General features: G+C 64.3%; 14 protein-coding genes. 7 read left to right on the forward strand and 7 right to left on the reverse strand.

All coding sequences use genetic code 11. From position 1 onward, the window contains the following. Positions 1 to 77: 77 nt before the first annotated feature. Entirely contained in the window at positions 78 to 752 is a 675-nt protein-coding gene (locus tag W911_RS11500) for an OmpA family protein (protein WP_023787713.1), read from the reverse strand. A 262-nt stretch (positions 753 to 1,014) separates the two neighbouring features. After that, on the reverse strand, positions 1,015 to 2,097 hold the full coding sequence (locus W911_RS11505) for an autotransporter outer membrane beta-barrel domain-containing protein (RefSeq protein WP_144083585.1): 1,083 nt from the start codon (positions 2,095 to 2,097) through the stop codon (positions 1,015 to 1,017). Positions 2,098 to 2,544: 447 nt separating this feature from the next. Here W911_RS11505 and recQ point away from each other — a divergent pair, with 447 nt between their 5' ends. Both recQ and W911_RS11515 read left to right on the forward strand, forming a co-directional pair. Continuing rightward, entirely contained in the window at positions 2,545 to 4,743 is a 2,199-nt protein-coding gene (gene recQ / locus W911_RS11510; protein ID WP_041318524.1) for a DNA helicase RecQ, read from the forward strand. A 283-nt stretch (positions 4,744 to 5,026) separates the two neighbouring features. After that, on the forward strand, positions 5,027 to 6,634 hold the full coding sequence (locus W911_RS11515) for a peptide chain release factor 3 (RefSeq protein WP_023787716.1): 1,608 nt from the start codon (positions 5,027 to 5,029) through the stop codon (positions 6,632 to 6,634). 203 nt (positions 6,635 to 6,837) lie between these two features. Here the strand turns inward: W911_RS11515 and W911_RS11520 are convergent, their stop codons facing one another. Together W911_RS11520 and W911_RS11525 are read right to left on the reverse strand one after the other, a co-directional pair. Beyond that, positions 6,838 to 8,769 (reverse strand): lipase family protein, encoded by a 1,932-nt coding sequence (locus W911_RS11520; protein WP_023787717.1) that lies wholly within the window; start codon positions 8,767 to 8,769, stop codon positions 6,838 to 6,840. Positions 8,770 to 8,888: 119 nt separating this feature from the next. After that, the gene (locus W911_RS11525; RefSeq protein WP_201768815.1) at positions 8,889 to 10,070 is read right to left on the reverse strand and encodes a hypothetical protein; all 1,182 of its coding nucleotides are present in this window, start codon (positions 10,068 to 10,070) and stop codon (positions 8,889 to 8,891) included. Between the two features lie 403 nt (positions 10,071 to 10,473). Between W911_RS11525 and W911_RS11530 the strand changes: the two genes are divergently transcribed. Both W911_RS11530 and W911_RS11535 read left to right on the forward strand, forming a co-directional pair. After that, positions 10,474 to 11,841: a methyl-accepting chemotaxis protein gene (locus tag W911_RS11530; RefSeq protein WP_023787720.1), complete on the forward strand. Its 1,368-nt coding sequence runs from the start codon at positions 10,474 to 10,476 to the stop codon at positions 11,839 to 11,841. A 146-nt stretch (positions 11,842 to 11,987) separates the two neighbouring features. Continuing rightward, positions 11,988 to 12,182, forward strand: a complete 195-nt coding sequence (locus W911_RS11535) for a DUF6494 family protein (protein ID WP_023787721.1) — start codon at positions 11,988 to 11,990, stop codon at positions 12,180 to 12,182. A 17-nt stretch (positions 12,183 to 12,199) separates the two neighbouring features. Here W911_RS11535 and alaS read toward each other — a convergent pair whose 3' ends face one another. After that, positions 12,200 to 14,929, reverse strand: coding sequence for an alanine--tRNA ligase (gene alaS, locus W911_RS11540; RefSeq protein ID WP_023787722.1), 2,730 nt, complete (start codon positions 14,927 to 14,929; stop codon positions 12,200 to 12,202). A 323-nt stretch (positions 14,930 to 15,252) separates the two neighbouring features. Next, positions 15,253 to 16,410 carry a recombinase RecA gene (gene recA / locus W911_RS11545; RefSeq protein ID WP_041316499.1) on the reverse strand — a complete coding sequence of 386 codons (1,158 nt, stop codon included), beginning with the start codon at positions 16,408 to 16,410 and terminating at the stop codon, positions 15,253 to 15,255. 163 nt (positions 16,411 to 16,573) lie between these two features. Here recA and W911_RS11550 point away from each other — a divergent pair, with 163 nt between their 5' ends. Next, positions 16,574 to 16,867 carry a flagellar basal body rod C-terminal domain-containing protein gene (locus tag W911_RS11550; protein ID WP_023787724.1) on the forward strand — a complete coding sequence of 98 codons (294 nt, stop codon included), beginning with the start codon at positions 16,574 to 16,576 and terminating at the stop codon, positions 16,865 to 16,867. 92 nt (positions 16,868 to 16,959) lie between these two features. On the opposite strand, the gene dksA is transcribed toward W911_RS11550, so the two are convergent. Then, positions 16,960 to 17,325 carry an RNA polymerase-binding protein DksA gene (gene dksA / locus W911_RS18765; protein WP_051388803.1) on the reverse strand — a complete coding sequence of 122 codons (366 nt, stop codon included), beginning with the start codon at positions 17,323 to 17,325 and terminating at the stop codon, positions 16,960 to 16,962. Between the two features lie 94 nt (positions 17,326 to 17,419). Between dksA and W911_RS18770 the strand changes: the two genes are divergently transcribed. Together W911_RS18770 and W911_RS11565 are read left to right on the forward strand one after the other, a co-directional pair. After that, the gene (locus W911_RS18770; protein WP_244438507.1) at positions 17,420 to 17,671 is read left to right on the forward strand and encodes a hypothetical protein; all 252 of its coding nucleotides are present in this window, start codon (positions 17,420 to 17,422) and stop codon (positions 17,669 to 17,671) included. Positions 17,672 to 18,016: 345 nt separating this feature from the next. Continuing rightward, on the forward strand, positions 18,017 to 18,880 hold the full coding sequence (locus W911_RS11565) for an AAA family ATPase (RefSeq protein WP_023787726.1): 864 nt from the start codon (positions 18,017 to 18,019) through the stop codon (positions 18,878 to 18,880). Positions 18,881 to 18,972 lie beyond the last annotated feature (92 nt).

Below are 18,972 nucleotides of genomic sequence, written 5' to 3' on the forward strand. Positions count from 1 at the left end.
GCACACTCCTTTCGAGGCCACTTTCAAAGATCGGCCCTGAAGGAGCTGAACGCTCGTCCCGAGCCATCGCCGGCCGCCTACGGTTGAGCCGCCGACGCCGTCTTGCCGTCTGTCAGATTGACGATCTGCACGCGCCGGTTGACGCCCGACTTCGGCGCCGCAGGATCCTTAAGGCGCTCGAACCCGTAACCGACCACCGTGAAGTTGCTCTTCGACAGATTGAAATTGTCGCTCAGATAGTTCCGCACGGCATCGGCCCGGCGCTCGGACAGGCTCTGATTGTATTCGGAGCGCCCGGTCGCGTCGGTATGGCCGGCTACCATGATGGCGGCATCCTTCAGCGTGTCGTCCTCCAGCGCCTTGCCCAGCGACTGAAGCGCGTCGCGCGAACGCGGGGAAATCTTGTCCGAGTTGAATCCGAAATAGATCACGAGATCCAGCATCGGCTTGTCGCTTGCCGCCTCGGCGAGCTGAGTACGCTCAGGCACGGACAGCGCGCGCGTTGCAGCCTTGGATCTCAAGTCGTCGATCACTTGAGCCCGCTCGATCTCCGCTTGCGTCGGCTTCACGGAGAGCCCCCGCGTTTTGCGAGGCTTGAGCGCATCGATGATCTGCTGGACGGACGGAGCGCCCTCGGCACGCGCCGCGTTGGAAACAGCCGGGGCGATAAGCGCGAGGCCGAAAGCCGCCAGGCCGGAGCAGAGAAACGCAGAGCTGAAAAAGGCCCTCGACTTGAAAAAATGCGTCGGCATCGGAACCTCCAGACTATCGGTCTAATGTACCCCAACGGACGAATTCTGGCCAGAGGGGGTGAGACGTGCGGGACCACCGGCAGGCGAAGCCATAGCCGCCCGGCCCGCACACGCTGATCCCTTATGAGCCACAGGGCCTTAGCCACGGTCTGTTCCCTTGGAAACAGGTCCCGCTCCAAAGGCGCCTAAAACAAGAAAAAGGGCGGACGCACCTTTGTGCATCCGCCCGTTCTTAACCAAGCAATCCGGCCGTTCCGTCGCGTTACTGGAGCTTCACAGAAACGCCGAGCCGCGCGCCGATGGTGCTCTCGTCGGCGGAGAATTCGGTGTAGGTGGAAGCACCGTACGTCAGGTTGCCCTGAACGTAATCCATACCGAGCTCAACGCGGCCGTAATCCTGCGCCTGCTCGAAGTCGGCCGTGAAGTCGCCCTTGATCTCGATGTCCTCGTCGACGACGCGCTTGTAGCCGCCGAGGATGTAGGGCCGCAGCACACCACCGCCATCGACTTCGAGGATCGTGAACAACGTACCTGTCAGCGACAGGCTCCAGGCTTCGGAGACGCCCTTGATGATGGCACCATTCGGAAAAGCGCCGGGATTCTGGTTATCCGGGGCCCGGAAGCGGTCCGTGCTCACGTCGTAATGGCCAAGCGCGCCGCGCAGGTCGAACCGCCACGTGTCCGGAAGCTGGAACGTGTAGCCGACGACACTGTTGGTGAAATAACCGGACAGATCGTACTCGTAGTTCACGCCGCCGACACCGCGACCGTCAGCCTCTCCGCTCACGCCGATGATCATCGACAACGTGTAGAAGTTGCCCTGGCTCCACATGTAGCTGCCGCCGTAGAAGACGGAGTCGATATCGGTCTTGTGCCCGACGACGCCCGCGGCGGGTGGGGCCGAATCCTGCGTCATCCAACCGTACCCGACGATCGCGTTGATGCGCACCTTGCCGCCGAAATACGTCCCGGGGAGATCGTAGTTGACGTTGCCGAGGACGGACCCTTCGTCGATATCATAGGCGAGCGTGTTGAAGCCGGAAACCTTGTCGCGCATCCCGTCGTGGCTCGTATGGCGCAGCCGCCCCGTCGGGCTCGCGAACCCGCCCGGCGCAAGGTTGAGCTGCTGCTGGACGAAGCCTTCGCCTATGGATTGGAGCTGCTGTCCGGTCGCGGCGGTACCGCTGCCTGCTTCCTCGCAACCATAATAGTAGACCGGGAAGGGTGTTGCCGAAGGATCGAAACACGCCACCTGCGCCTGCGCCATACCGGGGGCCGCGAACAGGCTGACCATCACGAGGGGCAAGCCCCCTGCCATCGACTTCAAGTATCGAGCATGCCGCATAAGCCCCATCCCCAGAATCAATCATTCAACCAAAGGAAACCAATATCGTCAGTCCTCGGTTAATGTGATTCTGCCGTGCGGTGACGAATTACGGCCGTCACAAAACCTCATAAGCGGGCTTTCACGGACGGATGTGGCGCGACCGCAACTCCCCGATCGGAATGCCGGCCGCATGGAAAAATGGGGGTAGAGTGCGTCAGAAGCCCTGCGGCCTTATTCGGCATATTGGGGCCGCCCCCCTCCAGACGAGTGGCGCCACGGAGGGTGGGGTGAAATGGGGCCCCTGACGCTGCCTCAATCTAAGGTCTCGAAGCACGCCGCGCCACGGCCCGAAATCCCCAGGCGTGATGCCCCAGAAGCGGCCAGCCCCTTGAGAATCGGGCTAGCACTGGTGCCATGAGCAACCGCACCCGGCGCTCCGTCGAAAGCGCCTCCGGGGTTTCCAGCATGCCGCCAGCCGCCTTGAGGCGCCCCGAACCCGCAGCAACGAATCTCGCACCCTCGGCAAGCTCCCTCGCCGAGGCGCAGCACGTGCTTGAGGACGTGTTCGGCTACAAGGCCTTCCGCCTGCATCAGGCAGGCATCATCGAAACCCTGCTCAGCGGTGGAGACGTGCTGGCGCTGATGCCGACCGGCGGCGGCAAATCGCTCTGCTACCAGATCCCCGCGCTTGTCCGCGCGGGCACCGGCCTCGTCGTGTCGCCGCTCATCGCGCTGATGCAGGATCAGGTCGACGCGCTTCGCGAAGCGGGCGTGCGCGCTGCCTTCCTCAACTCGTCCCAGGATTGGCGCGAGCAGGCGGCCATCGAACAGTCCCTGATCGCCGGAGATCTCGACCTCCTCTACGTCGCGCCGGAGCGGCTCGTGCAGGAGCGCACGCTCTCCCTGCTCGAACGCGCCAGCATCGCCCTCTTCGCCATCGACGAAGCGCACTGCGTCTCGCAATGGGGCCACGACTTCCGGCCCGAGTACCGCCAGCTCCGCATTCTCGCGGAGCGGTTTCCGCGCGTGCCGCGTATCGCGCTTACCGCCACCGCCGACGACCGCACCCGCGACGAGATCGCCCGCGAACTCTCGCTCGAACGCGCGCATCGCTTCGTCGCAAGCTTCGACCGGCCGAACATCCGCTACACGATTGCGGAAATGGGCTCGATGAGCGCCCGCGAGCGCCTCTGGTCGTTTCTTTCGGCCGAGCATCCCGCCGATGCCGGCATCGTCTACTGCCTCTCGCGCAAGTCCGTCGAAGAAACGGCCGATTGGCTGAACCGCAAGGGACGCCCGGCGCTGGCCTATCACGCGGGCTTGCCGCCCGAACTCCGCCGCGAGCATCAGGCGCGCTTCCTGAAGGAAGACGGCATCGTCATGGTTGCGACCATCGCCTTCGGCATGGGCATCGACAAGCCGGACGTCCGCTTCGTCGCGCACCTCAATCTGCCTCGCTCCCTCGAAGCCTACTACCAGGAGACCGGCCGCGCGGGCCGCGACGGCGAACCCGCCAACGCCTGGCTCGCCTACGGAATGCAGGACATCGTCCAGCAGAAGCACTGGATCAATGCGAGCGAGGGATCGGACGCTTACAAGCGCACGCAAAGCCAGAAACTCGACGCCCTGGTCGGGCTCTGCGAGACCACGAGCTGCCGCCGCCAGCTCATCCTCGCCTATTTCAGCGAAACCCGCGCCGAGCCGTGCGGCAACTGCGACAACTGCCTCAATCCGCCCCAGACCACCGACGGCACGGAGCTGGCACGCAAGGCACTCTCGGCCGTCTACCGCACCGAGCAGCGCTTCGGCGTCGGCTATCTCATCGACGTGCTCACCGGCAAGGACAACGAGCGCGCGATCCGCAACAGCCATGACCGGCTCTCGGTGTGGGGCATCGGCAAGACCGAGGACGCCGCCGTCTGGCGCAGCCTTTTCCGCCAGCTCGTCGCGCGTGGGCTGCTTGTGACCGACGACGAAGGCCACGGAACGCTCGCCCTCACAGAAGAGGCACGCCCGCTTCTTCGCGGCGAGGAGACGTTCCGGATGCGCCTCGCGCCCGCGCGGGAGAAAAAGTCACGCGAGAAGCGTGCGTCCGCAGCCGCAAGCACCGTCACCGGCGCCGACCGCGCGCTCTACGACGCGCTCCGCGCGCTCCGCCTCCGCCTCGCGACGGAAGCGGGCCTGCCGCCCTACGTCATCTGCCACGACAAAACGCTCGCAGAGCTTGCGGCCAAGCGCCCAGCCGACGAGGACAGCCTGCATGGCATTACCGGCCTCGGCGCGCGCAAGATCGAACGCTACGGCGCAGCCTTCCTCGGCGTTATTTCGCAGTTCAAGCCGCACCCCACGCTCGACAACCGCCTCTCGGCCACCGTCAACCAGACGCTCGCCCTGCATCTCGCTGGGCAAGACGCCGAGCGCATCGCCGCCGAGCGCGGGCTCGAAATCGGCACCATCTATACGCACCTCGCCGAAGCGATCGAAGCTGGTGTGATCGCAGCCGACGACGTGCTCGACCTCGACCCCGGGGACCTCGACGAAATCCACGCCGCCTTCGAGCGCCTCGATACTCTGGAAACCGGCAAGCTCGGCCCCGCCCACGCAGCCCTCGACGGCCGCTTCGACTACGGCGTGCTGCGCTGCATCCTGGCCGAGCTCGCCTAGCACCCGCGGCGCCGTCTCACCTCTCCCCAGTGGAAGGCTTTGCGGACATTACAGATGTATCTGGGCACCGGCCTTCGCCGGTGTGACGGAATTTTGGGGTTTGGCGCCGATCCAATGAAGACCGTCATCCCGGCGTAAGCCGGGATCCAGACACACCTGCATATTTACGGCGGGCGAAGATCTACGCAAAGCCTTCCACTGGGGAGCGGGAAGGGGACCCTAAGGGTTACGCCCCCCGCAAACGGTGCTATACCCCCGCCAAACCGACATCCTGGACAGGATCATGAGCAACGAACCCTCGGCGGCCGCCACGGCCAGCCCGGCGAAAAGCCGTCTCGCCAACGAGATCGAGCGCCGCCGCACCTTCGCGATCATCTCGCACCCCGACGCGGGCAAAACCACGCTGACCGAAAAGCTGCTGCTGTTCGGCGGTGCGATCCAGCTTGCCGGCCAGGTCAAAGCCAAGAAGGACGGCCGCTCGACGCGCTCGGACTGGATGGCCATCGAAAAGTCGCGTGGCATTTCCGTCGCGACCTCCGTCATGACCTTCGAATACGACGGCGCCGTCTTCAACCTGCTCGACACGCCGGGCCACGAGGACTTCTCCGACGACACCTATCGCACGCTGACCGCCGTCGATAGCGCGATCATGGTGATCGACGCGGCACGCGGCATCGAAACGCGAACGCAGAAGCTGTTCGAGATCTGCCGTCTGCGCGATATCCCCATCGTCACCTTCATCAACAAGATGGACCGCGAAGCGCGCGATCCGCTCGACCTGCTCGACGAGATCGAGAAGACGCTGGCTCTCGACACCGCGCCCATGGTCTGGCCGATCGGGCAGGGCCGCAGCTTCCGCGGCACCTACGACCTCTATCAACCGCGCGTGCGCCGCCTCGACGAGGACTACGACGGCCAACCCGTCTCCGGTCCCGACGATCCGCTGTTCGCCGAACTGCTCGAAGGCGACGCGCACACGCGCTGGCGCGAGGAGATCGATCTCGCCGCCGAAGCCTGCGGACGCTTCGATCTCGATGCCTTCCGCCACGGCACGCTCACGCCCGTGTTCTTCGGGTCCGCCTTGAAGAACTTCGGCGTCCGCGACGTGCTCGACGCGCTCAAGACACACGCTCCGCCACCGCTCTCCCAGCGCGCCGCCACACGAGAAGTCGTCGCGACAGAGCCCGCCATGACGGGCATCGTCTTCAAGATCCAGGCGAACATGGACCCGAACCATCGCGACCGCATCGCCTTCATGCGCGTCTGCTCGGGCAAGCTCACGCGCGGCATGAAAGTCAAGCACGTGCGGTCGGGCAAGACGATGGCGCTCTCTGCGCCTCAGTTCTTCTTCGCGCAGGACCGCTCTCTCGCGGAAGAAGCCTTCGCGGGCGACGTCGTCGGTATTCCGAACCGCGGCGTGCTGCGCATCGGCGATGCGCTGACCGAAGGCGAGGACATCACCTTTCTCGGCATCCCGAGCTTTGCGCCCGAGATCCTGCGCCGCATCCGTCTGGAAGACGCCATCAAGGCCAAGAAGCTCAAGGACGCCGTCCGCGAAATGGCCGAGGAAGGCGTCGTGCAAGTGTTCAACCCCGTGGACGGCACACAGCCCATCGTCGGCGTGATCGGCGCGCTTCAGCTCGATGTGCTCGCCGACCGCCTAAAGCACGAGTACGGCCTCGCGACCGATTTCGATCCCGCGCCATGCGAAGCAGTTCGCTGGATCCGCTCCGACGACCCGGCAGCATTGAAGGCGTTCATTGCCGCCAATCGGTCGAGCGTGGCCACCGATCTCGACGGCGACCACGTCTACATCCCGTCCTCGATCTTCACGCTGAATTACAATGCGGGGCGCAATCCCGAAATTCAGTTCCTGGAAATCAAGACCTGATCCCGACGCCAGAGCATGTTCAGACCAGATGGGCTCGCGTTTTCCCCTCCCCGTCATGGCGGAGCCATGCTCCGCATGGACGTGGGGAGGAGTTAGGGATGGGGGAAGCCCGGCAGCAGACGGTCTGCGATCCCCCCTCCTAACCTCCCCCACAAGGGGGAGGAATGGCGTCGCGTTCGTTTGAAATGAACAGACTCTAACGGTCACGCGGGGAACGTTTGCGGCGTCGGCGGCGCGCCGTCTACCGCAAGCCCGGTCTCGGGCATGTCGGGATCGAGCGGGCGGCCGAGCGCGGCGACCCAGCTCTCCGTCGCCGCGTATGAGCCGTCCTGCCGGAACGCCTCGGTGGGCGCGAACCCCTCCGATTGGCTTATCGCGTGAGCAACGATCCTGCGGAACTCGTCCACATCGAAATAGCAGGTGTGGACGAGCTCCTTCCACGACAGATAGCTGGCGACGAGGCCCGCTTTCCGGTCCTCGGATTCCGAGAAGGCGAGCGTGCTGATCGCGCTGCGGAACTTGGAGACCGACTGCGCCATCATGGCGTTGCTGTGATCGGAGATCTTGTCGCTGACCGCCTCGGGCAGGATGCACGTCACCGGATCGAGCCACGAAGGCCCGTAGTCCGCGCCTACGACGACCTCACCGTCGGTATCGTTTCCGAACGACGACCTCTTCACTTCCGCACGCGTCATCCGGTTGAGCGCCCGGCTCACGTACACGCTGAGGTGCGAGGCGGCATATTGGATGAGCGCCAGCACGCCGAGCGCGAGCAACGCAAACGCCACCGGCACCAGCACGATAGGCGTCGCAAGCCGCAGGATGTTGCCGTGTGTGCCGCCGAGCATGTCCTCGTTGACGACCGCGGCCGTGAGTTCGTCGGTCACGACATGGAACAGAAGTTTGCTATTCAGGATGTAATCGCGCCCGCTTCCGCAAAGCCGCCCGCCGAAGCACACACGGCCATCGCGCTCAAGGAAGCGCTCCTTGAAGCGTTGCGCACGCTCCGCATTGACGAACTCGGGAAACTTGATTTCGATCTGCCGGCGCTTGGCGCGCATCTCCCGGCGCAACTCCATGCCCCGCCTGCGGGCGTCTTCTGCCTTGGCCGGTTCGAGCCCGCCACGCTCCGCCTGCTCATCGGCCTCACGGATCCTACGATTGAAGCGGCGAAGCTCGTCGCGCGCCTGGTTGGCGTTGTTCTGCTCGACACCGACACTGGGGCCGACGAAACGCTGCACGCCATAAACCTTGTCCTGCAAGAAGTCCGAAAGCCCAAGCATGATCTTGGGCGACATCACGATCATGAGATAGATCAGCGGCAGCGCCACGATGGACGCCTTCGTCAGCGTACCGGCCGCGAAGTCGTCCTCGAAAAAGTGGAGTTCCGCCTTGGGCAGATAGCGCAACCCGTGGACGGCCTCGTCGTCCTTGTGGACGAGTGGCAGCCATTTGTCAGCATACGCTGCGCGCGCTTTTCCCGCCGTGCCGCGGCTGTAGCCGATCAGCTTGCGATGATCGAGGTATCGGAACACGACGTAGTAGAACAAAATCGGCAGCGACATCATCGTGCCGGAGAACAGCAGGCCGGAATAGCCTTCGGGGCCGACGTCGAAGCCGCCGCTCAAAAGCTCGCCCGCAACGAAGAACAAGAACATCATGAACAGCATGAGCGAGGCGACGAAGATCACCTGCCCGGTGAGCGAAACGCGCGAAAACAGGAACCGCTCCTTGCGCATGCCCACGAACGGGGTTCCGACCGTCACCCACCGCTTGAGATGCGTGAGAGGTTTCCCCCGCGCGACGCTTTCGATCAAGGCCGCGGAAATGACGGAGCCGCCATGGCTGTGTCCAACCACGGCGTACGGCTCTTCCTTCTCGTCAAGGCTTCTCAGAAGCTTCAGAAGTTCGGAGCCGCCCCGCCGCCGGTCGAGTTCGCTGTTGTTGGCGCTCCACGTGAACGGGACGAAATCGAGGCGCCCATCGGCGCTGCCCGTCACATACGTCTTGAGATCGCGGGCAAGCGCGCCGTTCTGCTGCCACCACTCAGCGGTTCCCTCCCCGCCGATTTGAAGCGCCTCGGCGGTGCCCCCCGAATGCGCATAGGTCCCGTGCACGGTGACGACGGTGGCCACTTCATCCTCCTAGACAGCATACAAACGGAAAGCCCCCGGACAAACGGGCCGTACGGTACAACGGTGACGGGAGGGAGGCAAAGCCCCGCCGGGCGCGCGGGAGATCGCCCGCCAGAGAGCTAAGGCGCGGCGTCGGCCCGGAGCGCCGGCCGGCGCACGGCAAGCATCAGGTTGGATTCCTTCGGCCGCCATCGGTACCCGATGCCGAAGTCCAGCGGCTCGGTCGGCCCCTTGGCATAGAGGTCCTGCATATCCCGCTGGTACGCACGGGGAAAAATCCCGAGCGGCTTCAGATACCGGCCGAACGGCTTGAGACGCCACGTGCCGGCGTCGAAGAAGCGGAGCGGCACGCCGGAGTCGTCCTGCACGAGCGTCGTCGTATGTTCGAGCAGAAACGTACGGATGTCGGTGAAGTTGTCCGAATGCAACAGATAGGAGGCGCTCTTGACGAGACCGTCCCCCTCTCCGAGCCCCTTGCAGAAGGTCAGGAACCCGCTCGACTTGAGCCCCCGGTTCGAAAGATCGGTGTTGAAGTAGTAGAGCGTCTGGTCGCGCGCTCCGGCCACCGCGCTCGTTTTCGAGAACGTGATCCTGACGCCGGCGCTGTGCCCGTTCTCGATCGGCCCTTGAAGCGCCGTCACCGTACCGTCGGGACGGAGCGATACGAGCGTCGTGTTCTTCACCGTCTTTCCGCTCCGCGCGAGAAACGTATAGAGGAGCGGCAGCGTCCCCGTGAGCCGACCGGCGCTGAGTTGCGTCTTCATCTTCTTCGTAATGAAGAAGCTGAAGGACAGCACCGAGTTCAGAGAGCCTTGCAGCCCCCTCAGCTCCTGTCCGAGCTGGCGCGGCGTCAGCCCCGCGAGATCCGGCACCGGACCGACCGGCTCCAGCCCCGAGAGGACGTACGTGTCCGCACCCTCGAAGAAGGTATCGGCATAAAGGAAATCCGGTCCCGAAAACATGTAGAAGACGACGGGCCTGCGTTCCTCGACGTAGCGCATCGACCACGCACGGATCTTCCCGAGTTGCCGCTGCTCCAGATCCGTCCACGCGCGGTCGAAATATTTCGCGTGCGACTGCCACGCCGCCTGCTGCGAGAGGCTTTCGAGCGGAGAGCCGGCCGATGGCGCAAGGCCGGCCAATACCCGCGCGGTGTCGTTATGGGAAGCCGCCGTCCCAGCCGGCACCGCGCCTGACAGCATCGCCAGCCCAACAATGCACGCGGCCATACCCTGACCGATCCGCCGCGCCACCCCGCACGCAAACTGCACCGGGCGTCCGAAAGAAGCCGATAACGTCATTGGTAACGCTCACCGATCGAGGGAGATGGACCGAAGACGCGAGCTTATAAGTCCGAATAGAGATCAACAAGCCGCGAGCCCTGCCGAAGAAGTTGCATACGAAATCTATGTCGCCCGAAACAGTCTGCCGCGCCGCCATCCCTGCCGTCCGGTGTGGGAACCGCCCAACCCACGCGCGAGCACCGCGGACGCCCGTTCGAATGTTCGAAAATTTGGGCGCCCTCCGCCAAGCAATTGAAACACGGACGATTTTTTTCAAAATGCAGACGGGCACGATCAGCATCCGCACTGTCCGTAATTAAACGAACTTTAATCGCTGTTCTTTACCTTTCTGCCCTGAATAGCCGCGCTAGCAGCGGCCTTCCAAGTTTGCCCCGGGAATGGAGACGATCAAGTGTTTGCAATGCGCCGCTCTGACGAAGCACCCCCTCAATCTGCTGGCCAACCGGCCGCGCATACGGCCGCACACGAGCAGCAGCTCGTCGATGCGCTCGAAGCGCTGATCCGCAGCAAGCTTGAGCAAAACGTTCCGGTCCCGGGCAACGTGGGCGCAGCGCTCGATCGCCTGGTCGACCTCGTCAAGACCGCCAACACCAACCAGGTCAAGCTGGCGTCCAGCCTCGGCCGGGAAGCGTCCGAAGCCGCCATCAACATCGGCTGGCTGTCGCATGATTTCAGCGAGGTCGCCCAGTCGACCGTCTCGATTTCGAGCGCTGTCGAAGAGATGGCCACCTCCATCGCCGAGCTTTCGACCGTCTCGGCCGAAAGCGCGATGCAGACGGAGAACGCGCGCGACACCATGCGGAGCTGCATCAACGACAGCCGCGCCGCAATCGAGGCCATGAGCAACATCCAGGCGCAGTCGAGCAAGATCGGCGAGCAGGTTTCCGTGCTTCAGAGCGCCGTCGACCAGATCGGCGAGATGGCAACCTCCATCGACTCGATCGCACGCCAGACCAATCTCCTCGCCCTCAACGCCACCATCGAAGCCGCCCGCGCAGGTGAAGCGGGCCGCGGCTTTGCCGTCGTCGCCGCCGAGGTCAAGACGCTGTCCGTCGAGACCGGCAAGGCCACGCAGGAGATCCGCTCGCGCGTCGAAGCGCTCACCCGCGAGATGCGCGAAATCGCCCACGCCGTGACCGACAGCCTGAAATCGGTCACCTCCGGCAGCGCCGTCGTCACGCAGGTCGGCACCATCATCGAGAGCATGGGCGACGAGGTCGCCGAAGTGGCCGACCGCATCCGCGGCCTCTCCAATGTGCTCGAACAGCAGCGCGCCGCCACCACCGAGATCACGCAGAACGTCGTCCGCATTTCCGAGAAGGCCGTGAAGAGCAAGGACGAGGTGCAGAAGATCGGCGAACGCCTCGACGGCTGTGACGTCATCCTGCGCCGCGCCTTCGAGAACGTCGAGCTTCCAATCCGCCATCCGGCTCTCATCCGTACGGGCTCCGAAGTGCTCGCATGGAAGCGCCAGCTTGCCCAGATCCTGCTCGGGGCCATCCCCGCGCCGTCCACGTCCCCGCAGCTTGCTCAGGGCAACGTCATTGCAGAGGCCGAAACCGTCGCCCGCGCCTCCGGCAGCTCGATGCTCGCCGCAGAACTCGCTTCCGCGCTCTCCGACGTCCAGTCGCAGGGCACGAAGATGATCGACGAGGTTCGCAATCAGAATTGGGGCAACGCAACGCCCGCTTACATCGCCTGCGACGAGGCCATCGCCAAAGTGCACACCACGCTCGCCAAGCTGCTCGACAGGGCCGCTTCGGCGTAGCGTTTCAAACGCGAACACGAGACATCGAAAGGCGGCCGGTCCGAGGATCGGCTGCCTTTTTCCATTCCGGCTCGCTCAAGGCGATACATCGGAACGAAACCCGCAGCCAGGTTCCGGTGTTTCTCGTACGAGCCCGGGAGATCGCCATGCACAACGAAACGTTCAATCTGTCGCTCCGCCGCTTCCTCAAGGAGGTCGGCGTTTCCTCGCAACAGGAAATCGAGCGCATCGTCCGCGAGCGGGGGCTCAAAGGCCCCGGCTCGCTAAAGGTCAAAATGGTCCTGACCGCAGAGAACACGGATCTCCGCCACGAGGTGGCGGGCGAAATCGACCTCGTCTGACGGCCGCGGAGGTGCGGTTATGCGCCCGCGCCGATGCGGGCTTCGATGGCTGCCAGCGCCTCGTCGGCCTTGCTTCCGTCGGGCCCGCCGGCTTGCGCCATGTCGGGCCGTCCGCCGCCGCCCTTGCCGCCGGCCGCTTCCGAGCCCACGCGCACGAGGTCGACAGCATTGATCTCTTTCGCGAGATCGTTGGTGACAGCCACGACGATACCGAGCTTGCCGTCGGCAGAATTGTTGGCAATCGCCACGATGCCTGACCCCACCTTGGCGCGGCCGTCGTCCGCCATCGCCTTGAGGTCTTTCATCTCGACGCCCGCAACGGACAGCCTGAGGAACTTCCGGCCGCCGATCTCGGTGATCCCGGCACCGGCATCGGCGTTGCCGCCTCCGCTCCCCCCGCCAAGCGCAATCTGCCGCTTGGCATCGGCAAGCTGCCGTTCCAGCGTCTTGCGCTCTTCGACAAGCGCGCGGAGCCGCTCGATGACGTCGTCGGGCCGCGTCTTGAGCACGGCCGCCGCGTCCTTGAGGCGCTGATCGGCGTCCGCCAGATACGCGCGCGCGCCCTCGCCCGTCAGCGCCTCGATGCGCCGCACGCCCGCCGCGCTCGCGCTTTCCGCGATCACCTTCACAAGCCCGATGTCGCCCGTGCGACGCACGTGCGTGCCGCCGCACAACTCCACCGACCACGCCTTATTCGAGCCGGGCTCGCCCTTTGCCCGCTCGCCGCCGGCAAGACGGCCCATCGAAACGACACGCACCTCGTCGCCGTACTTCTCGCCGAACAGCGCCATCGCCCCCGACGCCTTCGCGTCTTCGAGCGCCATCAGCCGCGTTTCGACGGGTTCGTTTTCCAGCACCACCGCGTTGGCCAGCCGCTCGACTTCCGCAATCTCGTCGGCCGTCATCGCCTTCTGATGCACGAAGTCGAAACGCAAACGGTCTGGCGCAACAAGCGACCCCTTCTGCGCAACATGCGTGCCGAGCACCTGCCGCAGCGCCTCGTGAATGAGATGCGTCGCAGAATGATGGCTGCGCGTTGCCGCCCGGCGCGCGTGATCGACTTCGAGTTCAACCGCGTCGCCCGGCTTGAAGGTGCCCTTCTCCACGCGCCCGACATGCACGAAAAGATCGCCGAGCTTCTTTTGCGTGTCGGTCACGCGGAACAGGACGCCCTTGGCGCCGCGGATCACGCCCCGGTCTCCGACCTGACCGCCGCTCTCGCCATAGAACGGCGTCTGGTTGACGACGATCGCGCCCTCGTCCCCCACCTTCAGCGTCTTCACCGGCTTGCCGCCGCTGACGAGCGCGCGGATCTCGCCCTCTGCAATTTCCGTGTCGTAGCCGAGAAACTCAGTCGCCCCTGTCGCGTCCTTGATTTCGAACCAGATCTCTTCGGTCGCGGCTTCCCCGGACCCCTTCCAGGCCCGGCGCGCTTCCTCCTTCTGTTTCGCCATCGCGGCATCGAAGGCAGCCGTGTCGACGCCGATCCCGCGCGCGCGGAGCGCATCCTCCGTGAGATCGAGCGGGAAACCGTATGTATCGTAAAGGCGGAACGCCACATCGCCCGGAAACACGTCGCCCGCCTTGAGCGTTTCGGAGGCTTCGCCAAGCAGCTTGAGCCCATTGCCGAGCGTCTTCTTGAAGCGCGTCTCTTCGAGCTTGAGCGTTTCCGTGATCAGCGCTTCGGCGCGGCCAAGCTCGGGATAAGCGGTCCCCATCTCGCGCACGAGCGACGGCACGAGCCGGTACATCAGAGGATCGTTGCAGCCGAGCTGATGCGCATAGCGCATCGCGCGGCGCATGATGCGGCGGAGCACGTACCCGCGCCCTTCGTTGGACGGCAGCACGCCGTCCGCGATTAGGAAGCTCGTCGCGCGCAAGTGATCGGCGATCACACGCCGGGCAGGCTTCACGTCTACGCCCTCGGGCGCATCCGGCGCGCCCAGCTTGCGGCACTCGTCCGTGATCGACGCAATCAGGTGGCGGAAGAGATCGATCTCGTAGTTGTCGTGCGTGCCCTGCAGCACCGCCGCGATACGTTCGAGGCCCATGCCGGTATCGACAGACGCCTTCGGCAGGTCGACACGCTCGCCCGACGCGAGCTGCTCGTACTGCATGAACACGAGGTTCCAGATCTCGATGAAGCGGTCGCCGTCCGCATCCGCCGAGCCGGGCGGCCCGCCTGGAATGCCCTTCTTCCCGTCCGGATCGTGATCGTAAAAAATTTCGGTGCAGGGCCCGCATGGACCCGTGTCGCCCATCTGCCAGAAGTTGTCCTTCGTTGCGATGCGGATCAGCTTGTCGTCGCCGAAGCCGGTGAGCTTCTTCCAGATCGCGTGCGCCTCGTCGTCCTCATGATAGACGGTGACGGAGAGCCGCGCCGGGTCGATGCCGAATTCCTTGGTGATCAACCGCCACGAAAGCTCGATCGCGCGCTCCTTGAAGTAGTCGCCGAACGAGAAGTTGCCGAGCATCTCGAAGAACGTGTGGTGGCGCGCCGTATAGCCGACGTTGTCGAGGTCGTTATGCTTGCCGCCCGCCCGCACGCACTTCTGTGACGAGGCCGCGCGCACATAGGGCCGCGTCTCCTGGCCGGTGAAGACGTTCTTGAACTGCACCATGCCCGCGTTCGTGAACATCAGCGACGGGTCGTTGCGGGGCACGAGCGGCGAAGACGGCACGACCTCGTGCCCCTCCGCCCGGAAGTAGTCCAGGAACGCCCGTCTGATCTCGTTGACGCCAGTCATCTGATGCTCTCGATGTGTCCCGCCCGGCCGGACGATCGTGCCGCCGAAGGTTCTCTCGGCGCGCCGGGATACGGGGAAATATGCTGCCAGAGGCCGCTTTTAGCGACCCGTTCCGGCACTGTCCACAAAGGCCGGGCCCTGTCCAGAACAGAAGACGCGCGGAACGGACAAGAGCACCGGAACGGACGAAAGCGCCCGGACGGATCATGCCGTCCCGGCGCTTCCCCAAAACCTCGCAACACTCGCAGCTCCGCCCACCCGCCGCACCAGGAGACCAGCCGCCAGCCATAAAGCCGTACGGTCCCAGGGCAAGAGCCGAGCCTTCAGCGCTTTGCGGCGCGGGCTCCTTTCTTCGCGGAGCCGTCGTCCGGCGTATCCGTATCGGGCAGCACGCCATCCTCGTCCGGCTCCTCACCGTCCGCATTCGCACCCGTATCGGGTTCCGTCAGCATCTTGTCGACGATCAGGCCCGCATTCGCCCGGATCGCCGTCTCGATAGCAGCCGCGATCTTCGGGTTCTCCTTGAGGAACAGTTTGGTGTTTTCCCGGCCTTGCCCGATGCGCTGGCCATCGTAGGCGTACCAGGCACCCGACTTCTCGACGATGTTCGCCTTGACGCCGAGGTCGACCAACTCGCCGGTCTTCGAGATGCCCTCGCCGTACATGATGTCGAACTCGACCTGCTTGAAGGGCGGCGCCACCTTGTTCTTGACCACCTTGACGCGCGTCTGGTTGCCGACCGTCTCCTCGCGCTCCTTGATCTGCCCGATGCGGCGGATGTCGAGGCGCACCGACGAATAGAACTTGAGCGCGTTGCCGCCTGTCGTCGTCTCCGGATTGCCGAACATCACGCCGATCTTCATGCGGATCTGGTTGATGAAGATCACCATCGTGCCCGATTTGTTGATCGAGGCTGTGAGCTTGCGCAGCGCCTTGCTCATCAGGCGCGCCTGCATGCCCGGCTGCAGATCCGTCATCTCGCCATTAAGCTCGGCCTCCGGTGTCAGCGCGGCCACGCTGTCCACGACGAGCACGTCGATGGCGCCCGAGCGCACGAGGGTGTCTGCGATCTCCAGGGCCTGCTCGCCGGTGTCCGGCTGCGAAATAAGAAGATCCTCGATCTTGACCCCAAGCTTCCGGGCGTACCCGGGATCGAGCGCGTGCTCCGCATCGATAAAGGCGCAGATTCCACCCTTCTTCTGGGCTTCTGCGATCACCTGAAGCGTCAGCGTGGTCTTTCCGGAAGACTCGGGCCCGTAAATCTCGACGACGCGGCCCTTGGGAAGCCCGCCGATACCCAGCGCAATATCGAGCCCCAGCGACCCGGTCGACACCGCCTCGATATCGATCTTGTCGGCGGCCCCCAGACGCATGATGGAGCCCTTGCCGTGAAGCTTGTCGATCTGCGCTAACGCGGCAGCGAGTGCCTGTGACTTGTCCATCTCTCCCCCTTCGACGACACGCAACTGCGGCTTGGTCATGTGGCACCTTATGGCATGTTAAGGATTGTCCGGCGACTCGGCGTTGGATTCTATGTACATGTTTTGTTCTGTTTCGTCTACAGCTCGAACGAATTCATTAACAGCCTGTTAATTGCGGTCTGCCATGATGGCGGTCTGAGTCCTCTCACAGAGCCGCCGCTTCATGCTTCCCGTCTACGCCATCGCCAGCCGAGGCTTGGCCGCCCAGCTCAAGAAGCTGGAGGGGTCCGCGATGGTGGTCGCGGTCGAGGGGATCAAGCACGTCCCGAAAGCGCCGCCCTCCGTCGAGGTCGGACGCGGCGTCCGCATCGGCGCGCTGCCCGTGGGCAACCCCGTCGAAGGCCTCGTCTCCATGAAGGAAGCCGAACACGCCTATCGCGCCAACGCGGCCGTGTTCTCGACGGCGAACGACATGTTCGACAGCCTGCTCGACGCCGTCGGCGGCAAGAAGGACTGACCCGGCTTAAAAACCGCCGCGCATAACACGAACGCGGGGCTCGCCATTTGGCTGCCCCGCGCACTTGAACCGCAATCCTGAAAAGCCGGAAATCAGTCTTCCCGGTAGACGCGTTCGCGCCGCTCGTGGCGTTCCTGCGCTTCGAGCGAGAGCGTCGCGATCGGCCGCGCATCGAGCCGGCGCAGCCCGATCGGCTCGCCCGTCTCCTCGCAATAGCCGTAGGAGCCGTCCTCGATCCGCGCCAGCGCCGCATCGATCTTGGCGATCAGCTTCCTCTGCCGATCCCGCGCCCTGAGTTCCAGCGCCCGGTCCGTTTCCGACGTCGCCCGGTCGGCCAGATCCGCGTGCTGGGTCGAATCCTCATGGAGCCCCGCCAGCGTCTCCTTCGTCTGGCGAATGATCTCTTCCTTCCAGTTCATCAGCTTCTGGCGGAAATACATCCGATGCTTTTCGCTCATGAACGGCTCGTCTTCCGACGGCCGGTAATCGGGCGGGAGCACGATTTCAGAGCTGCTGGTCTTGCTGGTCAACTTCTTGTCTTGAGCTTTGTCGATGGCCCGGGTCCTCGGTTTGGTCGCGCTCGGAGTCGGTTTTTTCGCTGGCGCGCTGGTCTTGGCTGTGGGTGCTTTGGCTTTGGCTACCGCCTTTTTCGCCGGACTTTTGGCGGGCGCCTTCTTGGCGGGCGCACGGGCAGCCTTGGTCGTCTTAGGCTTCGCGGATGCTGATTTCGCGGGCGGCCTCGGCGCAGGCTTCTGGGCGGTCTTCTTCTTGACCGGCTTCGACGTGGCGCGCTTGCTCATTTAGGGCCTCCCAATCGTGGGCCTGCCGCGAACACCAGTGCCGCCGTCACGCCCCCGCGTGACTGAACGTCCGCACTCCTTGGCTCCGGCGACGCTCTCTTGGCGGCAGAGGCCGCTTCTGTCAAGAAAATCCGCCGTTTATGCGTAAAAAGACAGGGGAAGGACCGGGCGGCCTAAGTCTCGGGGAGCGCTATGGTTTCCCGGCTCTGAGCGCTATCGGCACGAGATCGCGGCCGTGACGGGTTGCAGAGACCGTTCGCGCTGCGGCCCTCCCCCGCACCCCTCATTCCTTGCCCCGTGCGGGCGCTCCGCCTAAGACGACCGCATTCGCCACGGAGGTTTTCCATTCATGACGACGACCGGCCCCACACGCTTCGAAGGCACCAGTTCCTACGTCGCCACGCGAGACCTTACCGTCGCCGTGAACGCGGCCATCACGCTGGAGCGGCCGCTGCTGATCAAGGGAGAGCCGGGCACCGGAAAATCCGTGCTGGCCCAGGAGGTCGCCCGCGCCCTCGGCGCCCCGCTCATCGAATGGCATGTGAAGTCGACGACCAAGGCCCAGCAGGGGCTCTACGAGTACGACGCCGTCTCGCGCCTTCGCGACGGCCAACTCGGCGACGAGCGCGTGAAGGACATCCGCAACTACATCCGGCGCGGCAAGCTGTGGGAGGCTTTCGTCGCCGACGCGCGCCCCGTGCTGCTCATCGACGAGATCGACAAGGCCGACATCGAATTCCCGAACGACCTGCTTCTCGAACTCGATCGCATGGAGTTCTTCGTCTACGAGACCGGCGAAACGGTGAGCGCCCGCCAGCGCCCGATCGTCATCATTACCTCCAACAACGAGAAGGAACTGCCGGACGCCTTCCTGCGGCGCTGCTTCTTCCACTACATCAAGTTCCCCGACCCCGAGACGATGCAGCAGATCGTCGACGTCCACTTCCCCGACCTCAAAAACCGACTGGTTGGGGACGCGCTGCGCATCTTCTACAGTCTGCGGGACGTTCCGGGCCTCAAGAAGAAGCCGTCCACGTCGGAACTCCTCGACTGGCTGAAGCTGCTCATGAACGAGGACATCGATCCGGCTGTGTTGCGCGAAACTGAAAGCCGCAAGCTCATCCCGCCGCTTGCGGGAGCGCTCCTCAAGAACGAGCAGGACGTGCACCTGTTCGAGCGGTTGGCCTTCATGAGCCGCCGCAAGGGCGAATAAGCGGAGGCACGAACCATCCCCGCGCCCGCCGTCCCGTTAGCGGGTCGTTAAATGAAGTCCTGTATTATTCAGCCCACTGGACAACGCCCGTC

It is taken from the genome of Hyphomicrobium nitrativorans NL23 (assembly GCF_000503895.1).
Taxonomy (GTDB): Bacteria; Pseudomonadota; Alphaproteobacteria; order Rhizobiales; family Hyphomicrobiaceae; genus Hyphomicrobium_C; species Hyphomicrobium_C nitrativorans.